The sequence below is a fragment of the Pandoraea anapnoica genome (assembly GCF_902459765.1).
GTDB classification, from domain to species: domain Bacteria; phylum Pseudomonadota; class Gammaproteobacteria; order Burkholderiales; family Burkholderiaceae; genus Pandoraea; species Pandoraea anapnoica.
Genome location: NZ_CABPSP010000002.1, coordinates 446,886 through 468,009, shown reverse-complemented (window position 1 = coordinate 468,009; position 21,124 = coordinate 446,886). Strand labels below are relative to the sequence as shown.

Here is a 21,124-nt window from a genome sequence, read left to right as displayed (position 1 = left end):
CCCGCAACATCCGGGGCGCTGGTCGCCCCGTGTTCCGACATGAACCAACATCAAGCACCGACATCCACTGAGTCGCGTTCGACGCCGGGTGTGGGTGATGCATCATTGCCCGCTACTCTGGACGACGCACTCGCGTTCGCCGCGACGCTGTGCGGCGAACACGTTCTCTCATCCGGCGAACCGATCATGGCGCACGCGCGCGGCATGATCGCGATTCTCGACACGCTGCGCGTGGACGAGGCGACGCACCAGGCTGCGGCGCTCTTTTCGGCCGTCGAATTCCTCCCCGATCCGCAAGCAACGTTGACGCAGAAGTTCGGCGCCGAAGTCGCCGCGCTCGTGATCGACGTACGCAAGCTGCAACGGCTCTCGGGCGCTGGGGCGCGCGCCGCGCAGGCGATGCCGTCCGATGGGCGCGATCGTGATGCCATCGCTGAGCGAAAGTCGCAGGTCGAAGGGCTGCGCAAGATGCTGCTTGCATTTGCGCAGGACATTCGCGTCGTGATGATCCGGCTGGCCTCGCGTCTGCAATCGCTGCGTTGGTATGCTGCCGAGAAAAAGGCGCCACCCGAAGATATGCCGCACGAGGTGCTGGAAATCTATGCGCCGCTGGCCAATCGGCTCGGGATCTGGCAACTGAAGTGGGAGCTTGAAGACCTCGCGTTCCGTTTCCTGGAGCCGATCACGTACAAGCAGATCGCCAAGCTGCTGGAAGAAAAACGCGTCGAGCGTCAGACGTTCATTGAAGGGGCGATCGAGCGGCTTCAGGACGAGCTCTCGCGTGCGGGCGTCAAGGCCGAAGTGTCCGGACGCCCGAAGCACATCTATAGCATCTGGAAGAAGATGCGCGGCAAGGCGGTCGATTTTGCCGAGCTTTACGATGTGCGGGCATTTCGCGTGATCGTCGACGACATCAAGGATTGCTACACGGTGCTGGGCATTGTCCATAACCTGTGGCAACCGATTCCGAAAGAATTCGACGACTACATTTCGCGCCCGAAACCGAACGGCTACAAGTCGCTGCATACGGTCGTCATCGGCGACGACGGGCGCGCATTCGAAGTGCAGATTCGCACGAACGAAATGCACCACTTCGCCGAGTACGGCATTGCGGCGCACTGGCGCTACAAGGAAGCCGGACAGCGGGGTTACGGCGGTGCGTTTTCGGCGAATGACGCTTACGACGAGAAGATCGCGTGGCTGCGTCAGTTGCTCGCGTGGAAGGACGATGTCGCCGACACCGTGGGGGCCGAGGCTGCTGTGCAGCCGTGGGAACAACTCAAGCGCGCGACGATCGACGATCACATCTATGTGCTTACGCCGCAGGCGCGCGTGATTGCGCTGCCGCAAGGGGCGACGCCGGTCGACTTCGCTTATCACCTGCATTCGGAGCTGGGGCACCGGTGCCGTGGCGCGCGTGTCGATGGCGCGATGGTGCCGCTCAATACGCCGTTGCAGAACGGGCAGACGGTCGAGATCGTCACGGTGAAGCAGGGTGGTCCGTCGCGGGACTGGCTCAATTCGCAACTCGGGTATTTGCAGAGCCATCGGGCGCGTCAGAAGGTGCGTCAGTGGTTCAACACCATTGACCTCGAGGAGACGATTGCGCACGGCCGCACGATCATCGACAAGACGTTGCAACGCGAGGGCAAGACGTCCGTCAACCTTGAGGAGTTGGCGGCGCGTCTGGGTTTTCGCGCGCCGGACGATCTCTACGCGTCGATTGCCAAAGACGAATTTAGCCTGCGGCACGTCGAACAGGCGCTCTCGGGCAATGTGCCGGGGCCCGAGCCGAAGGACGACGACACGGTCGTCGCCAAGAAGAGTCTCGATACGAGTGTTGCGCAGGGGGCGAAGAGCGGTGTGCTGGTGGTGGGCGTCGGTGCTTTGCTCACGCAATTGGCCAAGTGCTGTCGGCCGGCGCCGCCAGATCCGATTGTGGGTTTCGTCACCCGCGGCAAGGGCGTGTCGATTCACCGTCAGGATTGCAGTAGTTTCCAGTCGATGAAGACGCGTGCGCCCGAGCGGGTGATTCAGACGGCGTGGTCGTCCGACGTGCTCGAAGGGCGTGGCGTTGCGGCTTATCCGGTCAATATCCAGATCGAGGCGACGGATCGTCAGGGTTTGCTGCGTGACATCTCCGAAGTGTTTTCGCGAGAGAAGCTCAACGTGACGGGCGTCAGCACGCAATCGCGCGGTGCGCAGGCGTTCATGCAGTTCACGGTCGAGGTGCGCGATGGTGGGCAGTTGCAGCGTGCGCTGGCGCAGTTGAATGGCGTGACGGGCGTGGTGTCGTCGCGCAGGCGTTGAAATGGCTGCCCGAGGCGAGCTCTTCCGGGTGAGTTGCCCGGAGCTCGCCGCGGGCGGCTCGACGCGTCAACCGGTGTCGCGACCCCGCGCGAAAGCCTTGGTTGATGCGGTTTTTCGTCGGCAGGCACAATAATCGCTTGGCGATGCGCTGAAACCTTGCTAGAATCTCGTTCTCTTGCAGTAGGCTCGTAGCTCAGCTGGTTAGAGCACCACCTTGACATGGTGGGGGTCGTTGGTTCGAGTCCAATCGAGCCTACCAACGAAATTTAATGCATTACAGTCCGCGAAACCCCGCAGACACAGGCGCTGGAAAACACTCATGTTGAAGACTGCCCGAACTTTCACAGTGGTGAAGGTGCGACGTTAAGTCGAGGGTGTTTTTCGTCTGGATGCAAGGAATGAAGAGACGGCCTCGACGACAGTCGAGGCCGTTTTTTTTCGTGGTTTGCCGCGTGGCGTGGGCCGCGCGTGACGTTTTTGCGCATGGGAGTGCGACATGATTTCGGTACGTTTGCCTGACGGTTCGCAACGCCAGTACGAAGCTCCGCTGACGGTGGCGCAAGTCGCCGGTTCGATCGGCACGGGTCTGGCTAAGGCTGCCCTGGCGGGCCGCGTCGACGGCAAGCTCGTCGATACGTCTTATCTGATCGATCATGATGTGAGTCTGGCTATCGTGACGGACAAGGACGCCGACGGCCTCGACGTCATTCGTCACTCGACGGCTCACTTGCTGGCCTACGCTGTCAAGGAGCTGTTCCCTGAGGCGCAGGTCACCATCGGTCCTGTGATCGAAAACGGCTTCTACTACGACTTCTCCTTCCATCGTGCTTTCACGCCGGAAGATCTCGAAGCCATTGAGAAGAAGATGCACGAGCTCGCCAAGAAGGACGAGCCGGTGACGCGCGAAGTGCTGTCGCGCGACGACGCCGTGCGTCTGTTCCTGTCGATGGGCGAGAAGTACAAGGCCGAAATCATCGAATCGATCCCGGCTACCGACGAAATCGGTCTGTACCGCGAAGGCAAGTTCGTCGATCTGTGTCGTGGTCCGCACGTCCCGTCGACGGGCAAGCTCAAGGTCTTCAAGCTGATGAAGGTGGCTGGCGCCTATTGGCGCGGTGACGCCAAGAACGAGCAGCTTCAGCGTATTTACGGCACGGCCTGGACGAAGAAGGAAGACCAGGACGCGTATCTGCACATGCTCGAAGAAGCCGAGAAGCGCGATCACCGCAAGCTCGGCCGCGCGCTCGACTTCTTCCATATGCAGGAGGAGGCGCCGGGCCTCATCTTCTGGCACCCGAAGGGCTGGACGCTCTGGCAGCAGGTCGAGCAATACATGCGCCGCGTGTACCGTAACAACGGCTACCAGGAAGTGAAGGGGCCGCAGATTCTCGACCGCTCGTTGTGGGAAAAGTCGGGGCACTGGGAGAACTACAAGGACAACATGTTCACGACGGAATCGGAGAACCGCGCCTACGCGCTCAAGCCGATGAACTGTCCGGGACACGTCCTGATTTTCAACTCGGCGCTGCACAGCTATCGCGATCTGCCGCTGCGTTACGGCGAGTTCGGTCAGTGCCATCGCAATGAGCCGTCGGGCGGCCTGCACGGCCTGATGCGCGTTCGCGGCTTCACGCAGGACGACGGTCACATCTTCTGTACGGAAGACCAGATCCTCGACGAGTGCGTGAACTACACGGCGCTGCTGCACGCGGTCTATAAGGATTTCGGTTTTACGGACATGATTTACAAGGTCGCAACGCGCCCTGAGCATCGTGTCGGTTCGGACGAAAATTGGGATAAAGCCGAATTCGCGCTGATGGAATCGCTGCGCCGTTCGGGCTGCGAATTCGAGATTGCCGAGGGCGATGGCGCATTCTACGGCCCGAAGATTGAGTACACGCTCAAGGATGCGCTCGGCCGTCAGTGGCAATGTGGCACGATGCAGGTCGATTTCTCGATGCCGGAGCGCCTGGACGCCGAGTATGTGGCCGAAGACAACAGCCGCAAGCGTCCGGTCATGCTTCACCGTGCAATCCTTGGTTCGCTCGAGCGTTTCATCGGGATTCTGATCGAGCACCATGCTGGTGCATTGCCCGTCTGGCTGGCGCCGGAGCAGGTGATCGTGATGAATGTCTCGGAAAAAACGGCCGATTACGCCCAAGAAGTGACGAAAAAGTTGAAAGAACAAGGGCTTAGGGCTCGGAGCGATTTGCGCAACGAGAAAATTAGCTATAAAATACGCGAGCACTCTCTGCAGAAAGTTCCCTATCTCGTGGTAGTGGGGGACAAAGAGCAGGAGGCGAATACGGTAGCCGTGCGTGCCCGTGGCGGCGTGGATCTGGGTGTGATGCCCGTTGACGCGCTCATCGAACGTCTTGTGCAAGAATGCGCATCGTTCAAATAACGCCTGTCGGACAGCGCGGCTAAATTTTTGACTTTTTTCGAGGATAAGCAACATCGCTACCGATAAGTCGCATCGCATCAACGGCGAGATTACTGCGCCCGAAGTGCGTCTAAATGGCGTCGACAACGAGCCGCTCGGCATTGTGAAACTGGCAGAAGCTTTCCGTCTGTCCGAAGAGGCTGATGTCGATCTGGTGGAAATTGCACCGACCGCGAATCCGCCGGTTTGCCGTCTGATGGACTACGGCAAATTCAAGTATTCGGAACAGAAGAAAGCGCACGAGAACAAGCTGAAGCAGAAGGTTGTTCAGATCAAGGAAGTCAAATTCCGACCTGGCACCGACGACGGTGACTACAACGTCAAGTTGCGCAATCTGAAGCGTTTCCTCGAAGACGGCGACAAGACCAAGATCACGCTGCGATTCCGCGGCCGTGAGATGGCTCACCAGGAAATCGGCGCTCGTATGCTGGAACGTCTGAAGTCCGATCTCGAAGAGGTCGGCCAGCCGGAACAGATGCCGAAGATGGAAGGCCGTCAGATGATCATGGTCATCGCGCCGAAGAAGAAATAATGCCGTGGCGGTGTCGAACGACGCCGCCGGGCAGCAAGGAATTGCCGCCGTCGTCCGTTAAGGGCACGGCAGCGATGCAGGGTGCAGTCCGGCCCTGAAAATAAGTGGTCTCAGGTTCTAAAAGGGGCGCGATTTTGGCGTCACACCTGTGATCATGTTAAAAACCCTGGAGTTTTTCATGCCTAAGATGAAAACCAAGAGCGGTGCCAAGAAGCGCTTTCGCGTGCGTCCTGGCGGTACCGTCAAGCGTGGTCAGGCCTTCAAGCGTCACATTCTGACGAAGAAGACCACCAAGAATAAGCGTCACCTGCGCGGTGCCGTCGGCGTTCATGAGTCTGATCTGAACTCCGTACGCGCAATGCTGCCCTTCGCTTAAACCCCGACTTAGATAGGAGAGAAACATGCCTCGAGTCAAACGTGGGGTCACCGCACGGGCCCGCCATAAGAAAGTCATCGCAGCAGCCAAGGGTTTCCGCGGCCGCCGCAATAACGTCTTCCGCATCGCCAAGCAAGCGGTCATGCGCGCTGGGCAATACGCCTACCGCGATCGCCGTAACAAGAAGCGCGTATTCCGCGCCTTGTGGATTGCGCGTATCAATGCAGGTGTGCGTCAGCACGGTATGACCTACAGCGTGTTCATCGCTGGTCTGAAGAAGGCCTCGATCGAACTCGACCGCAAGGTGCTGTCCGACATGGCCATCAACGACAAGCCGGCATTTGCCGCGATTGTCGCTCAGGTGAAAGCCGCCGTCGCAGCCTAAGCTGTAGTTAGCGTATAGCGCGTTTGATTGCGCGCCATTCGCCAAAAGGGGGCTCTCATCGGAGCCCCCTTTTGTTTTTCGCTTGCCTTTTCGCTTGTTTTCGCTGGTACACGCGGCCATTCCGACCGCCTAACTTGAGTCTGTAGCATATGGATCTGGAACTTATCGTCAGCGAAGCGCAGCGTGCGTTCGCCGCCGCTCCCGACGCCGCCGCGCTGGAAAACGAGAAAGCCCGCTTTCTCGGCAAGACCGGCCAACTGACCGAGTTGCTCAAGGGCCTCGGCAAGCTTGATCCTGAAACGCGCAAGACCGAAGGCGCACGGATCAACGCGGCCAAGCAACAGATCGAAGGCGCCCTGCAGGCGCGCCGCCAGGCCATGGCCGACGCGCTGCTCGATGCGCGCCTGTCCGCTGAGGCTATTGATGTCACGCTGCCCGGCCGAGGCCTGGGCGCTGGCAGTCTGCACCCCGTGCTCACCACCTGGGAGCGCGTTGAACAGATTTTCCGTTCCATCGGATTCGACGTGGCCGATGGCCCCGAGATCGAAACCGACTGGTTCAACTTCACTGCCCTGAACAGCCCCGAGAATCATCCGGCGCGTTCGATGCAGGACACCTTCTACGTCGAAGGCAATGATGATGCGGGCAAGCCGTTGCTGCTGCGCACGCACACGAGCCCGATGCAGGTGCGCTATGCGCGCATGAACAAGCCGCCGATCAAGGTGATCGCGCCGGGACGTACGTATCGTGTCGACTCCGATGCCACGCACTCGCCGATGTTCCATCAGGTCGAAGGTTTGTGGATCGCCGAAGACATCAGCTTCGCCGACCTGAAAGGCGTGTACACCGACTTCCTGCGCAAGTTCTTCGAGCGCGACGACATTCAGGTGCGTTTCCGCCCGTCGTACTTCCCGTTCACGGAGCCGTCCGCCGAAATCGATATGCAGTTCGAGACCGGTAAGAACGCCGGGAAGTGGTTAGAGATTTCGGGATCGGGGCAGGTGCACCCGTCAGTGGTCCGTAATATGGGTCTCGACCCCGAGCGCTACATCGGTTTCGCGTTTGGCTCGGGGCTGGAGCGTCTGACGATGCTGCGCTACGGCGTGCAGGATCTGCGTCTGTTCTACGAGAACGATCTGCGCTTCCTGCGCCAATTCATGTAATCGATGCCGGTAGCTCTGGCTGGCGCGCAAAGCCGCTGCCGCCGGGCTTTCGGAAGTGAAGACTTAACTGCGAGCGAACTGATCCATGCAATTCTCTGAATCGTGGCTGCGTACCCTGGTCGACCCGGATTTGTCGACGGACGCGTTGGCGCATGCCCTGACGATGTCCGGGCTCGAAGTCGAGGAAACCGATCCCGTCGCCCCGCCGTTTACCGGCGTGGTCGTGGCCAAGGTGCTCGAAGTCGCCCGTCACCCGGATGCTGACCGTCTGAACGTTTGCCAGGTCGATGCCGGCACCGGCGAAGCGCTCACCATCGTGTGCGGCGCGCCGAACGTGGCGCCGGGTATCAAGGTGCCGTGCGCTACCGTCGGTGCGGCTTTGCCCCCGGCCGAATCGGGCGGTGCACCGTTCCAGATCAAGATCGGCAAGCTGCGAGGCGTGCAAAGCTTCGGCATGCTGTGCTCGGCCCGTGAGCTGAAGCTCTCGGAAGATCACGCCGGACTGATGATCCTGCCGGAAGACGCACCGGTCGGCATGAACATCCGCGAGTATCTCGATCTCGACGACACGGTCTTCGTCGTCAAGCTCACCCCGAACAAGGCTGACTGCTTGTCGCTGCTCGGCGTTGCCCGCGAAGTCGCGGCGATTACCGGCGCACCGCTCAAGGATCTGCCGGGGCAGGGCGCACAGGCGTCGACCATCGCCGACACGCTGCCGGTGCGCATCAGCTCGCCGGACGGTTGCGGACGCTTCGGTGGCCGCATCATCCGTAACGTGAACGCTGCGGCACCGTCGCCGCGCTGGATGGTGGAGCGCCTGGAGCGCGCCGGACAGCGCAGCATCTCGGCGCTCGTCGACATCACTAACTATGTGATGCTCGAACTGGGTCAGCCGCTGCACGTCTACGATCTGAATCGTCTGCAAGGCGGGATCGACGTGCGCTTCGGCCGCGCGGGCGAGACGCTCAAGCTGCTCAACGAGCAGACGGTCACGCTCGACGAGACGACCCTCGTCATCACCGATGCCAGCGGCCCGATCGGCCTCGCCGGCATCATGGGTGGCGATTCGACGAAGGCAGGTCTTGAGACGCAGAACATCTTCCTGGAAGGTGCGTTCTTCTTCCCGCAAGCCATTCAGGGGCGTGCGCGCAAATACAACTTCACCAGCGATGCGTCGCACCGCTTTGAGCGTGGCGTCGATTTCGCCGGCAACGTGCGCGCGCTTGAGCGCGCCACGCAACTGGTCCTCGACATCTGCGGTGGTCAGGCCGGTCCGCTGGAAGACCAGGTCGCGAAGCTGCCGGAGCGTCAGCCGGTGAAGATGCGCGTGGCCCGTGCCGTCAAGATTCTCGGGGTGCCGGTCACTGAGCAAGAGATGAGCGCGATCTTCACGCGTCTCGGCCTACCGTTCACGCTGACTGACGGCGTGTTCGAAGTCACGCCGCCGTCGTACCGTTTCGATATCGAGATCGAAGAGGATCTGATCGAAGAGATCGCACGCATTTACGGTTTCGATCGTATTCCGGCCAATCCGCCGGTGGCCGCGAGCGAAATGCGTCCGACGCAGGAAAGCCGCCGTTCGCAGCACGCCGTGCGTCACGCCGTGGCCGCGCGCGACTATCACGAGACGGTCGGTTTCAGCTTCGTCGACGTGGAATGGGAAGCCGACTTTGCGGGCAACGACAATCCGATAAAGTTGCTGAACCCGATTGCGAGTCATCTCGCCGTGATGCGCTCGACGCTTATCGGCAGCCTGATCGCGACGGCGCGTTACAACCTGAATCGCAAGGCATCGCGCGTTCGCGTGTTCGAAATCGGTCGCACCTATCACCGTGACAATACGGTGGCGTCCGGCGAACTAAGCGTGGGTGGGTATCGTCAGCCGCTGACTGTGGCAGCGCTGGCTTACGGTCCCGTGCTCGAAGAGCAGTGGGGCGCAGCGGCGCGTCAGGTCGACTTCTTCGACGTGAAGGGCGACCTCGAAGCGCTGCTGGCACCGCGTGCGGCGCGTTTTGTGAAGGCAGAGCATCCGGCATTGCATCCGGGGCGCAGTGCTGCGATCGAAGTGGACGGCAAGCGTGTCGGTTTCATCGGTGAGTTGCATCCGCGCTGGCAGCAGAAGTACGACCTGCCGCAGGCGCCTGTGCTCTTCGAGATCGAGGCAGAGGCACTGTTCAGTCGTGACGTAGCGAGCTACGAGGACATCTCGAAGTTCCCGCCGGTCACGCGTGACCTCGCATTGGTAGTCGATCAGGCACAGCCGGTTCAGGTGCTGCTCGATGCGATGCTGGCTGCGCGTCATGACGATCCGGCATGCAGCGTGGTGCAGTCGGTGCGCCTGTTCGACGAGTTCCGGCCCAAGGCGGGCGCGGCTTCGGGCTCCCTGGGAGCCCAGGACAAAAGCGTGGCGTTTCGTGTTACTCTGCAAGACCCCTCGGGTACGTTGCAGGACGAGACGGTCCAGGGCGCCATCAACGCACTGGTACAACGGGTAGAAGGGTTCGGCGCACGTTTGCGCGCCTAAAACTCAGCAAAAAATCCGGGTGCGAGTGGGTTATCGCACTGTCATCGCCATCGCGTGGGACGTATGAACGAAATGAATCCTGGTGAATTTGAAGCCATGCTCGCGGCGCAGCGCATAGCGTTGGGTCGCGGCGAAGTGAACGAGGTCTCGACCGAGGCGCCGACGCTGACCAAGGCCGAACTGGCCGAGTTGCTGTTCGAGCATGTGGGTCTGAACAAGCGCGAAGCGAAGGATATGGTCGAGGCGTTCTTCGAGTCGATCCGCGACGCGCTTGAATCGGGCGACAGCGTCAAGCTCTCCGGCTTCGGTAACTTCCAGTTGCGCGACAAGCCGCAGCGCCCGGGTCGGAATCCGAAGACGGGCGAAGCGATTCCGATTGCCGCGCGCCGTGTCGTGACTTTCCACGCCAGCCAGAAGCTCAAGACGATGGTCGAGTCCGGCGTACTGAGCAAGTAATTCCCCCGGCCGCCGCATTCTGTGGCGGCCGTTGGTTTTTCGTCCGCAATTTAACCGTCGTCCCATTCCGCTAACGCCGCGATGGATCACGTTGCCTTGCCGCCGATTCCCGCCAAGCGTTACTTCACCATCGGTGAGGTGAGCGAGCTATGTGGTGTCAAACCGCATGTGCTGCGCTATTGGGAGCAAGAGTTTACGCAACTGCGTCCGGTCAAGCGCCGCGGCAACCGGCGGTACTACCAGCATCACGAAGTCCTGCTGATCCGGCGTATCCGGGAGTTGCTCTATGAGCAGGGCTTCACGATCAATGGTGCACGCAATCGTCTCGAAGCCGACACGCCGCGCGGCGCGCGCGCTTCGGGTGCTGCTGGCGCTCAGATGGATGCATCGGCCCCCGGCGAGCCGGGCGACGCTGCACTGGATGTGGGCGATCTGCGCCGCCGTCTCGAATCCGTCATCGATCTGCTGAAGTCCTGAGCGCTCCCCGCACTTCCGATCTCCTTCTTCACCGCCGCCCACCCGACTTCGGGATTCTCCTAATACGGCGGTGGCCGAAACTTCCGTAATCCGAGATATGGCACGCTGCAAGGCGGGGGCGCGCTCGTCCGGTCGGATGAACTCCGTACATTCCCGGATTGAGACGACGCGGAACGACTTCCGGGGGCGCTGGGATTGCCTTACACTTGCCGGAAACTATGACGCCCGTCAGCGGCGTCCCTGGATCCTCTTGAAAACCGGGCCAACACCGACCTTTTCGCGCGGGGGCGCGAAGGCTGAAAGGATCTCGACCTATGGCGGAACCGAGCATGACGGGAGCGCGACGCGGGCGTTGGGCGACTTCCTATCGCTCTATTGTCGCAATCCTGATTTTCGGTTTTCTGATCCTTGTCCTTCTGTGGACAGCGGTGCTCTGGCGCATCTCCATCGAGCACAAAGCCATCCTGCGCGACACGGCGGCTTCCGCTTCGACCGTCGCGACCGCCCTCGAACAGCAGACGCTGCGTGCGATTCGCCAGGTCGACCAGATCACTCGTTTCGTGAAATACGAGTACGAGCGCCGTCACGGCGACTTCGATCTGAAGCAGACGCTGACCGAGGGCATTGTCACCGAACGCTTCATGGTGCTCGTGAGCGTGACGGACGCAAGCGGTAACGTGGTTGCCGCCACAATGCCGGGCGGTGCGGGTGTGAGCATCGCTGACCGCGAGCATTTTCGTGTGCATCTCGACGACGAGAGCGACGGCCTCCACATCAGCCATCCGGTATTCGGACGTGTGTCTCGCAAGTGGGTGCTCCAGTTCAGCCGGCGTCTGAATCGTCCTGACGGCGCCTTCGCGGGCGTCGTGGTGGTCTCGCAGGAGCCGAGCTACTTTACTTCCGACTTCTATACGAATGCCGTGCTCGGGCAGTACGGCCAGATCGCCGTGATTGCCGACGACGGCGCACTGCTCGCGCGCAGTACTGGGGCAAGCGTTGCCATCACCGGTACCGGTGAGTTGCCTCCGTTCGCGGCAGAGCAACGGACTTCCGGTGTGCAGCGTGACCCGATCGACGGCGTCGAGCGCGTCGTCGCGTATCGGCATTTGCGCGACTATCCGCTGGCCGTGCAGGTCGGATTGTCGCTCGACGAGGAATTGTCCGAATATCGTCACGTGGAACGCGTCTATTTGACGATGGCGACGTTTATCTCGGTGGCGCTTGTCGTCTTCTTCGCGCTCATTGCGTATCTGATGCAGCGTCTGATCGGCCGTGACCAGCAGCTCACCCGCCTGATCTCATACGACGCGTTGACCGGTCTGCCGAATCGTTACGCCCTGATGGAGTCGCTGCGGCGGGCATTGTCCGAACCGGATCGGCTCGGCAAGGTGGCGCTGTTGCACATCGATCTCGATAACTTCAAGAGCGTGAACGACACGCTCGGTCACTCGCAGGGCGACGAAATCATCCGTCAGGTCTCGGAACGGTTCATTCCGCGCATGCCTGCCGGGGCGATGCTCGCGCGCTTCGCCGGCGACGAGTTCATGGTGTTACTCGAAGGCGAGGGCGCGCCCGATCAGGCTGAGCCGCTGGGTGAGACGCTGTTGGCTGCGCTCAAGTCGCCGATGGTGGCCGACGGCACGTCGTTCGCGCTGCACGCCAGCATCGGCGTGACGTTCTGGTCGAAGCCGGAAGAGACCGAGGCGGATCTGATCAAGAAGGCGGATCTGGCCATGTTTGCCGCGAAAGAGGCGGGCAAGAGCGTCGTGCGGGTCTATTCGCAGCAAATGACGCATCAGGCGCACCAGCTTGTCGTGTGGGAGCGTCAGATGGAGCAGGCGCTGGCCAATGGCGAGTTCTTTCTCGCCTATCAGCCGATCATCTCGCTAGGTAGCGATTGCATCTGCGGCATGGAGGCGCTGATTCGCTGGCGTCATCCGGAGCGCGGCATTCTCAGCGCGGGCGAGTTCATTCCGCTGGCGGAGACGACCGGGCAGATCGTGGCCATCGGTGAATTCGCGCTCACCCAAGCCTGTCGCCAACTCGTGGCATGGCGGGGCACGCCGATGGGGTCGCTGCGACTGGCAGTGAATGTCTCGTCCGTGCAGTTCTGGCGAGGCGACATCGGCGAACTCGTTGAGCGTCTCGTGAAGGAGTACGCGATTGAGCCCCATCGCCTCGAACTGGAAATCACCGAATCGGTGATGGTGAAGAACCCGGCGCTAGTGGAAATGAAGATCGAGCAGTTCAAACGCGCGGGTTTGCGCATTGCACTGGATGATTTCGGCACGGGTTACTCGTCGTTGTCCTATCTGACGCGCTTCCCTGTCGACACGCTCAAGGTCGACCGATCGTTTGTCGAATCGATTCCCGATTCGTCACGGTCGTGTCTCATGATTTCGAACATCGTCAACATTGCGCGCTCGCTGGGCATCGATCTGATTGTTGAAGGTGTGGAAAACGAACGCCAGCTCGATTGGCTTCGTCATTTTGTGCCGCTCAGTGCGCAGGGCTATTTATTTTCCCGGCCGGTGGAAATCGAACAGCTGGATTTGCTAATTGCCCGATTCGGTATTTGCCAATAAAGATGAAGTAAATGAGAAACACCAAAACGAGCTAGTTAATAGGTTAAATAGCTATACATAATAAATCGACGATCAGAAGGTTTTCGTACGGCAGGATCGTCGGAGTACTATAGAATCACCGGGTTCTCGCGGTGATTCCGAAACGCATGAACGGATGGCCGTACGCCCCGACCGGCAGTAGACCGGCGTAGGGAGCGCGGGCTGTCAACGGCCTGCCATTGTTGGGGTGGACAATGGCGTGGCAGCAGGGATCCGAAGGCGCGGGGCGCGACAAGCCGAGGGTCGGAAACGAGGGGAAGAGTTTGACGCGCAGACCAGAATTGGCGGGAATTCGCTGGCACAACGAATGCCGGTCGCGACCAGAAGTTCTGTCCGGGGAAGTGACAGAAGCGCGATTTCGAATGAAGCGAGTACTTTACCAACGTAACAAGTGAAAAATATTAGAACGAGCGTTTGATTTTCGGATGAGGATAAGGCATTGGCTTTATGCCGCCTGTGTCTCGGTCGGCGTGCTGGTCGCCTGCTGGGTTGCGGCGGATCGCACTGCCACGTCGCTGGTGGGCGATAAGCTTGCGCAAAGCGTCGACGCCGGGCAAATCGTTGCCGATCGCGTCGCCGACGGCATGGTGCACGCTATCAACACGGATTTGTCGATGGTGCGCGCGATTCCCTCGACGCTGGCCGATGTCGACTTGCTGCGCGATGTCGTGCCCACAGCGGGCGGCAAGTCGGCTGCGGCGGATGTCGTCGAGCGTGCGAACGAATTCCTGCGCGGCGCACAAAGCTACTTTGGCGTCGACCGCGTGTGGGTAATCGACGCGAGGGGCGTGTGTGTCGCCGCCAGCAACTACCGGGACGTCCCATCACCGCTTGGCGGATCTGTGGCCGACATGCCCTATTTCACGAACGCGCTGCTCGGCGATCGTTTCGAGCGCTACGCGTCGGGCTGGGAGCATCAGGCACCGGGTCTTTATTTCAGCGCGCCGATGTACCGCGACGGATTGCTGATTGGCGTGGTCATGACCAAAATCGGGCTGACCCGTCTGCGCCACTGGGTCGGCAGCGGCGAATCGTTCGTGACCGACGGCAACGGCGTCGTCATCATGGCCAACGACCCGCGTTTCGAAAACAGCTTCATGATCGACGGCAAGCTCGGCTCGCTCTCCGACACCGAGCGGCAGGCGCTTTATCAGCGCAACGATTTCGCACGTATGCCGATTTCGCAATTCAAACGTGCGCCGGGCCGCTCGAACGCCTGGGTGCCGCAGGAATTGCTGGACCGGATGTCGGAGTTCAACGATCTGCGCAAGCCGTTCGTGATTTCGTCGCGCCCGAGCGCGAGCAACGATCTGATCGTCTACGCGGTGGAAGGCGTCGAGGCGTGGGACGCCCTCACGCGTCAGCACGCCAAGGATCTGGCACTGTGCTTCCTGCTGTATCTGGGGGGCGCGATCATCGTGGCGCTTGTCGCTTGGACGTATTGGCGCGAGCGGACGCAGCACCATGAGATGCGTCAGTCGAACGAGGAGTTGCGCGCGGCGAACAACCAACTGGCGTTCGAAGCCAGCTACGACGAACTCACGGGCAGCCTGACCCGCCGTTACTTCTTCCATCGCTTCGAGCAACTGCTGGAGGCCGCACAACGCAAGAACGAGCCGATGAGCCTCATCGTCGCCGACCTCGACCACTTCAAGACGATCAACGACACCTATGGACATGCCATTGGCGACCAGGTGCTGTGCCGTTTCGTGCTGGTGTGCTCGTCAACGTTGCGTGGCGACGATCTGATCGGACGCATCGGGGGCGAGGAGTTCGCCATCCTGTTGCCGGGCGCGAGCGAACGCGATGCACTGCGTGTGGCCGATCGGATTCGCGAGCGTTGCAAGCGTGAATCGGTCGAAGGGAGCGAGCCGCCGCTGCAATTCTCCGCGAGCTTCGGTATTACCGAGTGGCAGGATTCGGATTCACCGATGAACATGGTCGAGCGCGCAGACATGGCGTTGTATCGTGCCAAGCGCGCCGGGCGCGATCGTTGCTGGGTGTTCTGATCCACGCAATGCGCTCTGTGCGTTGAAAATTCAATCGGGATGTCGCGACGACTGCATCCCGACACGCATCGCATCCACCGGATTTCGCCGTCGTTACCAATGTCACGTTTGGTAACCAAAGAGCGTGCACGTATTCCGCATTTCGCGGGAACTCCCCTGTCTAACGAATCAAGCAGGTGCGATCGGGATCGACCGGAATCGACGACATCGGTCGCCGTCGCACCGGATTCCATCGATTCGTGCGGGAGAGATCATCGTGAAACGCAGACTCATGTTGGCGGGCGGCGCTGCCGTCGCCATGTTGCTGGCCGGTTGCGTGGCGGTGCCGTATGGCGCGCCTGTATACGGTGACGCATATAACAACGGATACGCCTATGCTCCGGGCTATTACGCGCCGGGTTACGCGGTTGCACCGGCGCCGGTCGTGACGGTGGGCGTGGGTGGGTATTACGGCGGGGGCTACTACCGTGGCTGGCGTGGCCGCGGTTGGGGCCGTGGATGGGGATGGCACCACTAATGCCGTTGCAGTGTGCCGAAACGGCGGGTGTTGCACCGTCTCCCCAGTCGAACGACCCGGTTGCGGCCTAGCGCAGCGACCGGGCTTTCGGCTTCAGAACTCCGACAGCGCGAAGTCTTCTTTGGACACGTCACATTCCGGGCAACGCCAGTCGGCAGGCACATCGGCCCAGCGAGTGCCGGGGGCGAGGCCATCGTCCGGTGCGCCTTCGGCTTCGTTGTAGATCCAGCCGCAAATCAGGCAGATCCAGCTCTTGAATTCGGTCGGGGTGTCCAGCGTGGTGGTCATGATCTTGGGTCAACAGGGAAAACTTGCGCGACCCGCATTGTAAGGCACGCGCACGACAACGTCCTGCTCGGGCGCGCGCGTTTGCGCACGAACTTAATCCAGATCAATCGGAAAGCACCGGGATAGCCGACACATCGGCCGTCGACTGAGGGTGGGTGAGCAGATAAAGAAGGCACGTGCGCCGACCGGGGGTCGGCGCAGCAGGCATTACCAGTGAATCTGGTTGAGGAAGATGGGGGCCATCTGCGCCAGCGAGTTCAGTAGGGACATGGCGGTGTCACGGTGCGACACTTCCTTCCACAAGCGGCTTTCCTTGACCACGCGGTCACGGTCCTCGGATGTTTTGACGTCCGGCTCGCGCAGACGGTTAATCAGATCGATGACTGAGGCCCGGTCGACGGTTTCGGTGACCGAGTGGCGTGCCAGCAGCTCATCCAGATGCACGCGCTCGGCTTCGGTCACCGGACCCCCAGCGGGTTCGGATTGCCCCGCCTGGTGGGCGTTGGCATCGGCAGACGTAGCGTTCACAGACGGCTTGTCGGATTGGGTCATACGAGACGTTCTCCCCAAAAGTCACTGAAAAGAAGCATTGCGACGTGTCGCATGTCTCCATCATAGGCCGATTCACCCGGGCTGCGAACCCTCTGCGCTCTCTCCGGGGTCCCTTGTTGCCACCTCCGCGACCTCGGGGCCGACGGCGTCCGAGCGCATGTCAAACCCGTGACGTTTGCGCACAGAAGCGAGGCAAAACGTCAAGCTCAAAAAATTTATCCAATGCTGATGCTGAAACGGGCAATCCTCTTGACAGCGTGTAACGGCGGGCGTCTCAAGAGGGTGGTGTCAGGTTATCCAGTGGGTTATCCACAGAAGTTGTGGGTAACTTAAGGGGGACGATGCGGCTCTCGGCGAGTGTCATTGCCGTGACCCGCACGTGAACTGTCATCGCAGCAGGGGACGAAGCATGAGCAGCGCGAAGAACAGCGCGACGCCGACCGGCAGTAATCCCGTAAAGAAGGCAGGCCACGGCGCGCGTCCACGGCGGCGAGCGCCGAACGAGGAGATCAGTCCGGCGCAAAGGCAGAGTACGCCGACGCCCCAGGTGGGATTCGGGCTTTTTAGCACCCAGGCCGCGGCCGCCAGCAGGCCGACCCAGGCCAGCGGAATGGCACCCGGCGGGGGCGGCGACACGTCGGCTGCGAGTTTGTTGCGGGCGTTACCCGTGGCGTTGGCTGAGGTCTTCTGGGGCTCGGGAGTCTTGGCGGACATTGTGGTTCGGGAGAATCAGGAAGCGCGACGGCGACGTGCATAACCGGTGCGCGAAAGTCGCAGCATAACAAACGCGGCGTCGCGTCGCTCAGGACGTCACGCCGTGTAAGGTCAGTGCCCCCGGATGACGCGACGGTGCGTGCACACCGGCGGCGGGCGCGTCGACATACCAGACGGAGGTCGAGTCGACGTCGCGGGTCGGTGCGAACGCTGGCGGGGTCGCGCAGCGATCGTCCAGATCGACGTACTGTTTGTGCAGTGTGCTCACGCGCGAGGTGAGGACGAAGGCCCTCGCAGCGCCCGACACATCACGTGCTGACTCGTTAGGCACTGCCCGCACGGCGACGCAAGGCTGGTGAAACGCATCTGCGGGTTTCGCCGTGGATGGAGGCATCGATTGCGCTTGGACGTGTGGGGCGGCCATCGTGGCCAGCAGACCGATCGCCAGCAGAGTGAGCCATCGCAGGATGTCCGGGCGACGCCGTCTGTCGTGATTCAGCAGGCAAACACCAGGCGGGCAAACGCGCGTGCAGGGTGTGACGTGTCTCGGCGGCATGATGGGCTCCGTCGGGGCAATCGTGGGGGGGCGCTTTGCTAACGGTGGGGACGTTGCGCAGCGTTTCCTCTGCCGTAAGCCATTATCGTGCCGGAGTTGCTAAGTGGATGATTTTGCGCAAATTGTTGGCGCGCGTCGGCAGCACGGCGTCCGATGTCGAGCATCAAGTGTTGCAGTTCCGAAACGTGCACCCGAGAATTGACGTCAATGGTCCGGGATTGGGCCATTCTCAGACTTCCTGAATACTGTATATAATTACAGTATTCCACTCCACGGCGAGACACGACATCTCATGAAAGCCAACTATTCCATCGCCGACATTGAGCAAGCGATCAACTACTGGACCAGTCATCAGGCCGCAGACAGCAACCTGTCGTTGTGTCCGGCAGCGCGCGTGTTGGCGAACATCTACGGCGAGATGATCTACCGCCGTGAGATGAGTGTGGCGGCCGATGCCCTCGACGGCGAACAGAGCCAGGCCATCGAGACGGCCCTGCATCAGCTGGAATTGGGGTTGGCGCCTTGATTCAGGATTGAACAGGGTCGGGCGAACGTCGCTGCGCGGACCAGCGTTCGAGCCAGTGTTCCAGATCGTCGGCACTCAAAGCGGGGGAGAACAGATACCCCTGCGCCACGCGATAGCCTTGTGCGACCAGCAAGTCGCGCTGGGCTTCGTCTTCCACCCCTTCGGCCACCACGGTGAGATGCAGATTGCGACCGATGCTGATGATCGCATTGGTCAGCGCACGCACCGTTTCGTCGCGCGCAATGTCGTGCACGAAGCTGCGGTCGAGTTTCAGTTCCGAAACCGGCAGTCGGCGCAGATAGCCGAGACTCGAATACCCGGTGCCGAAGTCGTCCATCGACAGCCGCACGCCCAGGTTGTGGACTTCCTCGATGATGCGCAGCGTGCTGGGGTTGTGATCCATCAGCACGCTTTCCGTGATCTCAATGGCCAGGCACGACGGCGGTAGTTCGTGATCGGCTAGCGCTTCGGCAATCGTGTGCGGCAGATCGTGATCGTGGAAGTTGGTTGGCGACAGATTGACCGACACGTTGCCGATGCCGACACCGCGTCGTCGCCAGTCGGCCAGTTGACGGCACGATTCGCGTAGCGTCCACGTGCCCAGTTCGCCGATCAGGCCGCATTCCTCGGCCAGCGCGATGAAGCGTGACGGTGGCACCTCGCCGTACTGCGGGTGCGTCCAGCGCGAGAGGGCTTCTGCGCCGTACACCGACTCGTCGAGCAGATTGATCTGCGGCTGATAGAACAACTGCAGCTTGCCCAGACGCAGTGCGTCGCGCATGGCGGTCTCCAGCTCCAGCCGTTCCTGCGCGTGGACGTTCATGTCCTCGTGGTAAAAGCGCACGCTCCCCGGGCTCGTCATCTTCGCCTGATACATCGCCATGTCCGCGCGTTGCAGCAGGATGTCAAATTCCCGTCCATGGTTCGGATATAGGCTGATGCCGAAGCTGCCCGACGGCACGAGCGTTACGCCGTCGACCTGACACGGGGCGCTCAGCGCCGTGCGCATGCGCTCGATCGCGATGTCGAGCCGTTCGGGATCGCATTCGGTAAGTACGGCGACGAACTCGTCGCCTGAGAGCCTTGCAACGATATCCGCGCCGCGCAGTGAACGGCGCAGGCGCTGGGCAATCGTTCGCAGCAGTACGTCGCCCGCCTGATGGCCGAGCGAATCGTTGACCTGCTTGAAGCGATCCAGATCGATGAAGATCACCGCCATGCGCGTGTTCAGCTCGGACGCACTCGCGATGGCCTGTGCGGCGAGCACGCCGAGCATGCTGCGATTGGGCAACCCCGTCAGGCTGTCGGAGAACGCCAGTTGACGGATGCGCGTGCGCGATTCGTCGCGCTCGAAGGCGAGTTTGCACAGATGCACGCAGACGTCGACCAGCCGCTCATGCAGGGCGTCCGGGCCGCGCGCCGTGCGGTAGTAAAACGCGAGTACGCCGAGCACCCGGCCGTCGTTCGCGATGATCGGCATCGCCCACGACGCCGCCAGCCCATACTCGGTCGCCATCTCGCGATAATCGGCCCAGCGCGGATCGTTGGCGATGTCGGTCACGATCACCGGCCGCGCCAGAAATGCCGCTGTGCCGCACGTGCCCACGTTCGGGCCGATGGCGATGCCATCGACGGTCTGGTGATATTGCGCAGGCAGACTGGGCCCGGCTTGCGGACGCAACTTGCCTTCGGCATCCACCCGCACGACCGAGGCCATGACTTCCGGTGCGATCTGTTCCAGTTCGCGGCACACGAGTGTGAGCACTTCGACGAGCGGCGCATCGCGCACCATCGCAGCCAACGCCTTGTGTTGCAACACTTCCTGAATTTTCGATTGCGTGATGTCAGTGAACAGCACCACCGCGTTCACGAGCTTGCCCTGTGCGTCGAGAATCGGGTTCGTCACGACGGAGACCCACAGCGGTTGACGCTGCGCGGTGCGCACCAGCACTTCGCAATGGCAACTGCGGCCGTCGCGCGCGGATACGAGGCACCCGGAGAGGGCTTGTTTGACCTCGATCGCCGCTGCGCCGCTCGCGAATTCGTCCATCAGACTGTCGCCGGACGAGGCGTGCACCGACTGGCCGACGACCTCGCTCGCCGCGTAACCGAGCATGCGGGTGAAACCGGCGTTCACATAACAGACGCGGCTCTGGGCGTCGGTGATGAGGACAGCGTTGTCCGTTTCGTCGACGCCGAGCGACAGCAGATGCAGACGCGCGTCGTCGGCGGCCTGACGCGCCACGCGGTCCGTCACGTCCACGGCCAGCTTGATCACGAAGGCGAGTTTGCCGTCGTCGTCGAAGATGGGGTTGTAGGTGGCCTCGAGCCAAACGGTGCTGCCGTCGTGGCGAAGGCGGCGGACCTGATCGGTATGCGAGCGCCGCGTGGTGAGCACCTGCGCGAGGGCGTCGCCGCACGTCGGGTCGGCCGCGTCGCACAGCATGGCGTGCGGTTTGCCGATCAGTTGATCGCGTGTGTACCCGAAGACACCGAGGAACTTGTCGTTGACGTCGGCGATGAGACCGTCCGGCGTGAGCGTAAGCGTGCCCAGCGACCGGTCGAGAGCTTCGAGCAGCGCTTCGCGTCCCGGTGCCGGTGAGGCGCCTGTGACGGACGGTGATCCGGGCACGACCATCGCAAGGGCCTCCTCGGACGTCCTGCAATCATTG

General features: G+C 61.4%; 18 protein-coding genes and 1 tRNA gene. 14 read left to right on the top strand and 5 right to left on the bottom strand.

Translation table 11 applies throughout. The features are described from left to right. The first annotated feature begins 39 nt into the window (after positions 1-39). The 13 genes from PAN31117_RS05165 (at position 40) to PAN31117_RS05105 (ending at position 15,816) form a co-directional block, all read left to right on the top strand. Positions 40-2,310 carry a RelA/SpoT family protein gene (locus PAN31117_RS05165; protein WP_150737246.1) on the top strand — a complete coding sequence of 757 codons (2,271 nt, stop codon included), beginning with the start codon at positions 40-42 and terminating at the stop codon, positions 2,308-2,310. A 182-nt stretch (positions 2,311-2,492) separates the two neighbouring features. Next, positions 2,493-2,569 (top strand) — tRNA-Val (locus PAN31117_RS05160). Positions 2,570-2,806: 237 nt separating this feature from the next. Further along, positions 2,807-4,714 carry a threonine--tRNA ligase gene (gene thrS / locus PAN31117_RS05155; RefSeq protein ID WP_150737245.1) on the top strand — a complete coding sequence of 636 codons (1,908 nt, stop codon included), beginning with the start codon at positions 2,807-2,809 and terminating at the stop codon, positions 4,712-4,714. Between the two features lie 52 nt (positions 4,715-4,766). Beyond that, positions 4,767-5,285: a translation initiation factor IF-3 gene (gene infC / locus PAN31117_RS05150; RefSeq protein WP_072633239.1), complete on the top strand. Its 519-nt coding sequence runs from the start codon at positions 4,767-4,769 to the stop codon at positions 5,283-5,285. 178 nt (positions 5,286-5,463) lie between these two features. Beyond that, a complete protein-coding gene (rpmI, locus tag PAN31117_RS05145; protein WP_010806049.1) occupies positions 5,464-5,661 on the top strand; it encodes a 50S ribosomal protein L35 in 198 nt (65 codons plus the stop codon). Positions 5,662-5,686: 25 nt separating this feature from the next. Beyond that, on the top strand, positions 5,687-6,046 hold the full coding sequence (rplT, locus tag PAN31117_RS05140; protein ID WP_010806048.1) for a 50S ribosomal protein L20: 360 nt from the start codon (positions 5,687-5,689) through the stop codon (positions 6,044-6,046). 149 nt (positions 6,047-6,195) lie between these two features. Next, positions 6,196-7,209 carry a phenylalanine--tRNA ligase subunit alpha gene (gene pheS, locus PAN31117_RS05135; RefSeq protein ID WP_039397704.1) on the top strand — a complete coding sequence of 338 codons (1,014 nt, stop codon included), beginning with the start codon at positions 6,196-6,198 and terminating at the stop codon, positions 7,207-7,209. Between the two features lie 85 nt (positions 7,210-7,294). Further along, positions 7,295-9,733: a phenylalanine--tRNA ligase subunit beta gene (gene pheT, locus PAN31117_RS05130; RefSeq protein WP_150737244.1), complete on the top strand. Its 2,439-nt coding sequence runs from the start codon at positions 7,295-7,297 to the stop codon at positions 9,731-9,733. A gap of 63 nt (positions 9,734-9,796) precedes the next feature. Next, on the top strand, positions 9,797-10,189 hold the full coding sequence (locus PAN31117_RS05125) for an integration host factor subunit alpha (RefSeq protein WP_039397708.1): 393 nt from the start codon (positions 9,797-9,799) through the stop codon (positions 10,187-10,189). A gap of 81 nt (positions 10,190-10,270) precedes the next feature. Beyond that, positions 10,271-10,666 carry a MerR family transcriptional regulator gene (locus PAN31117_RS05120; protein ID WP_150737243.1) on the top strand — a complete coding sequence of 132 codons (396 nt, stop codon included), beginning with the start codon at positions 10,271-10,273 and terminating at the stop codon, positions 10,664-10,666. A 314-nt stretch (positions 10,667-10,980) separates the two neighbouring features. Next, positions 10,981-13,251, top strand: coding sequence for a bifunctional diguanylate cyclase/phosphodiesterase (locus PAN31117_RS05115; RefSeq protein WP_246188918.1), 2,271 nt, complete (start codon positions 10,981-10,983; stop codon positions 13,249-13,251). 464 nt (positions 13,252-13,715) lie between these two features. Then, positions 13,716-15,299, top strand: coding sequence for a sensor domain-containing diguanylate cyclase (locus PAN31117_RS05110; RefSeq protein WP_150737242.1), 1,584 nt, complete (start codon positions 13,716-13,718; stop codon positions 15,297-15,299). Between the two features lie 256 nt (positions 15,300-15,555). Then, the gene (locus PAN31117_RS05105; protein WP_246188917.1) at positions 15,556-15,816 is read left to right on the top strand and encodes a hypothetical protein; all 261 of its coding nucleotides are present in this window, start codon (positions 15,556-15,558) and stop codon (positions 15,814-15,816) included. Positions 15,817-15,909: 93 nt separating this feature from the next. Here the strand turns inward: PAN31117_RS05105 and PAN31117_RS05100 are convergent, their stop codons facing one another. The 4 genes from PAN31117_RS05100 to PAN31117_RS05085 form a co-directional block, all read right to left on the bottom strand. Further along, on the bottom strand, positions 15,910-16,104 hold the full coding sequence (locus tag PAN31117_RS05100) for a rubredoxin (RefSeq protein ID WP_039397716.1): 195 nt from the start codon (positions 16,102-16,104) through the stop codon (positions 15,910-15,912). Between the two features lie 207 nt (positions 16,105-16,311). Beyond that, entirely contained in the window at positions 16,312-16,656 is a 345-nt protein-coding gene (locus tag PAN31117_RS05095; RefSeq protein WP_150737241.1) for a hypothetical protein, read from the bottom strand. 387 nt (positions 16,657-17,043) lie between these two features. Beyond that, positions 17,044-17,370, bottom strand: a complete 327-nt coding sequence (locus tag PAN31117_RS05090) for a hypothetical protein (RefSeq protein ID WP_150737240.1) — start codon at positions 17,368-17,370, stop codon at positions 17,044-17,046. An 88-nt stretch (positions 17,371-17,458) separates the two neighbouring features. Next, on the bottom strand, positions 17,459-17,926 hold the full coding sequence (locus tag PAN31117_RS05085) for a hypothetical protein (protein ID WP_150737239.1): 468 nt from the start codon (positions 17,924-17,926) through the stop codon (positions 17,459-17,461). Positions 17,927-18,218: 292 nt separating this feature from the next. Between PAN31117_RS05085 and PAN31117_RS05080 the strand changes: the two genes are divergently transcribed. Further along, complete coding sequence (locus PAN31117_RS05080) at positions 18,219-18,452, top strand: DUF3717 domain-containing protein (protein WP_150737238.1); 234 nt, start codon at positions 18,219-18,221, stop codon at positions 18,450-18,452. A 1-nt stretch (position 18,453) separates the two neighbouring features. On the opposite strand, the gene PAN31117_RS05075 is transcribed toward PAN31117_RS05080, so the two are convergent. Further along, the gene (locus PAN31117_RS05075) at positions 18,454-21,090 is read right to left on the bottom strand and encodes a sensor domain-containing protein (protein ID WP_150737237.1); all 2,637 of its coding nucleotides are present in this window, start codon (positions 21,088-21,090) and stop codon (positions 18,454-18,456) included. Between the last annotated feature and the right edge of the window lie 34 nt (positions 21,091-21,124).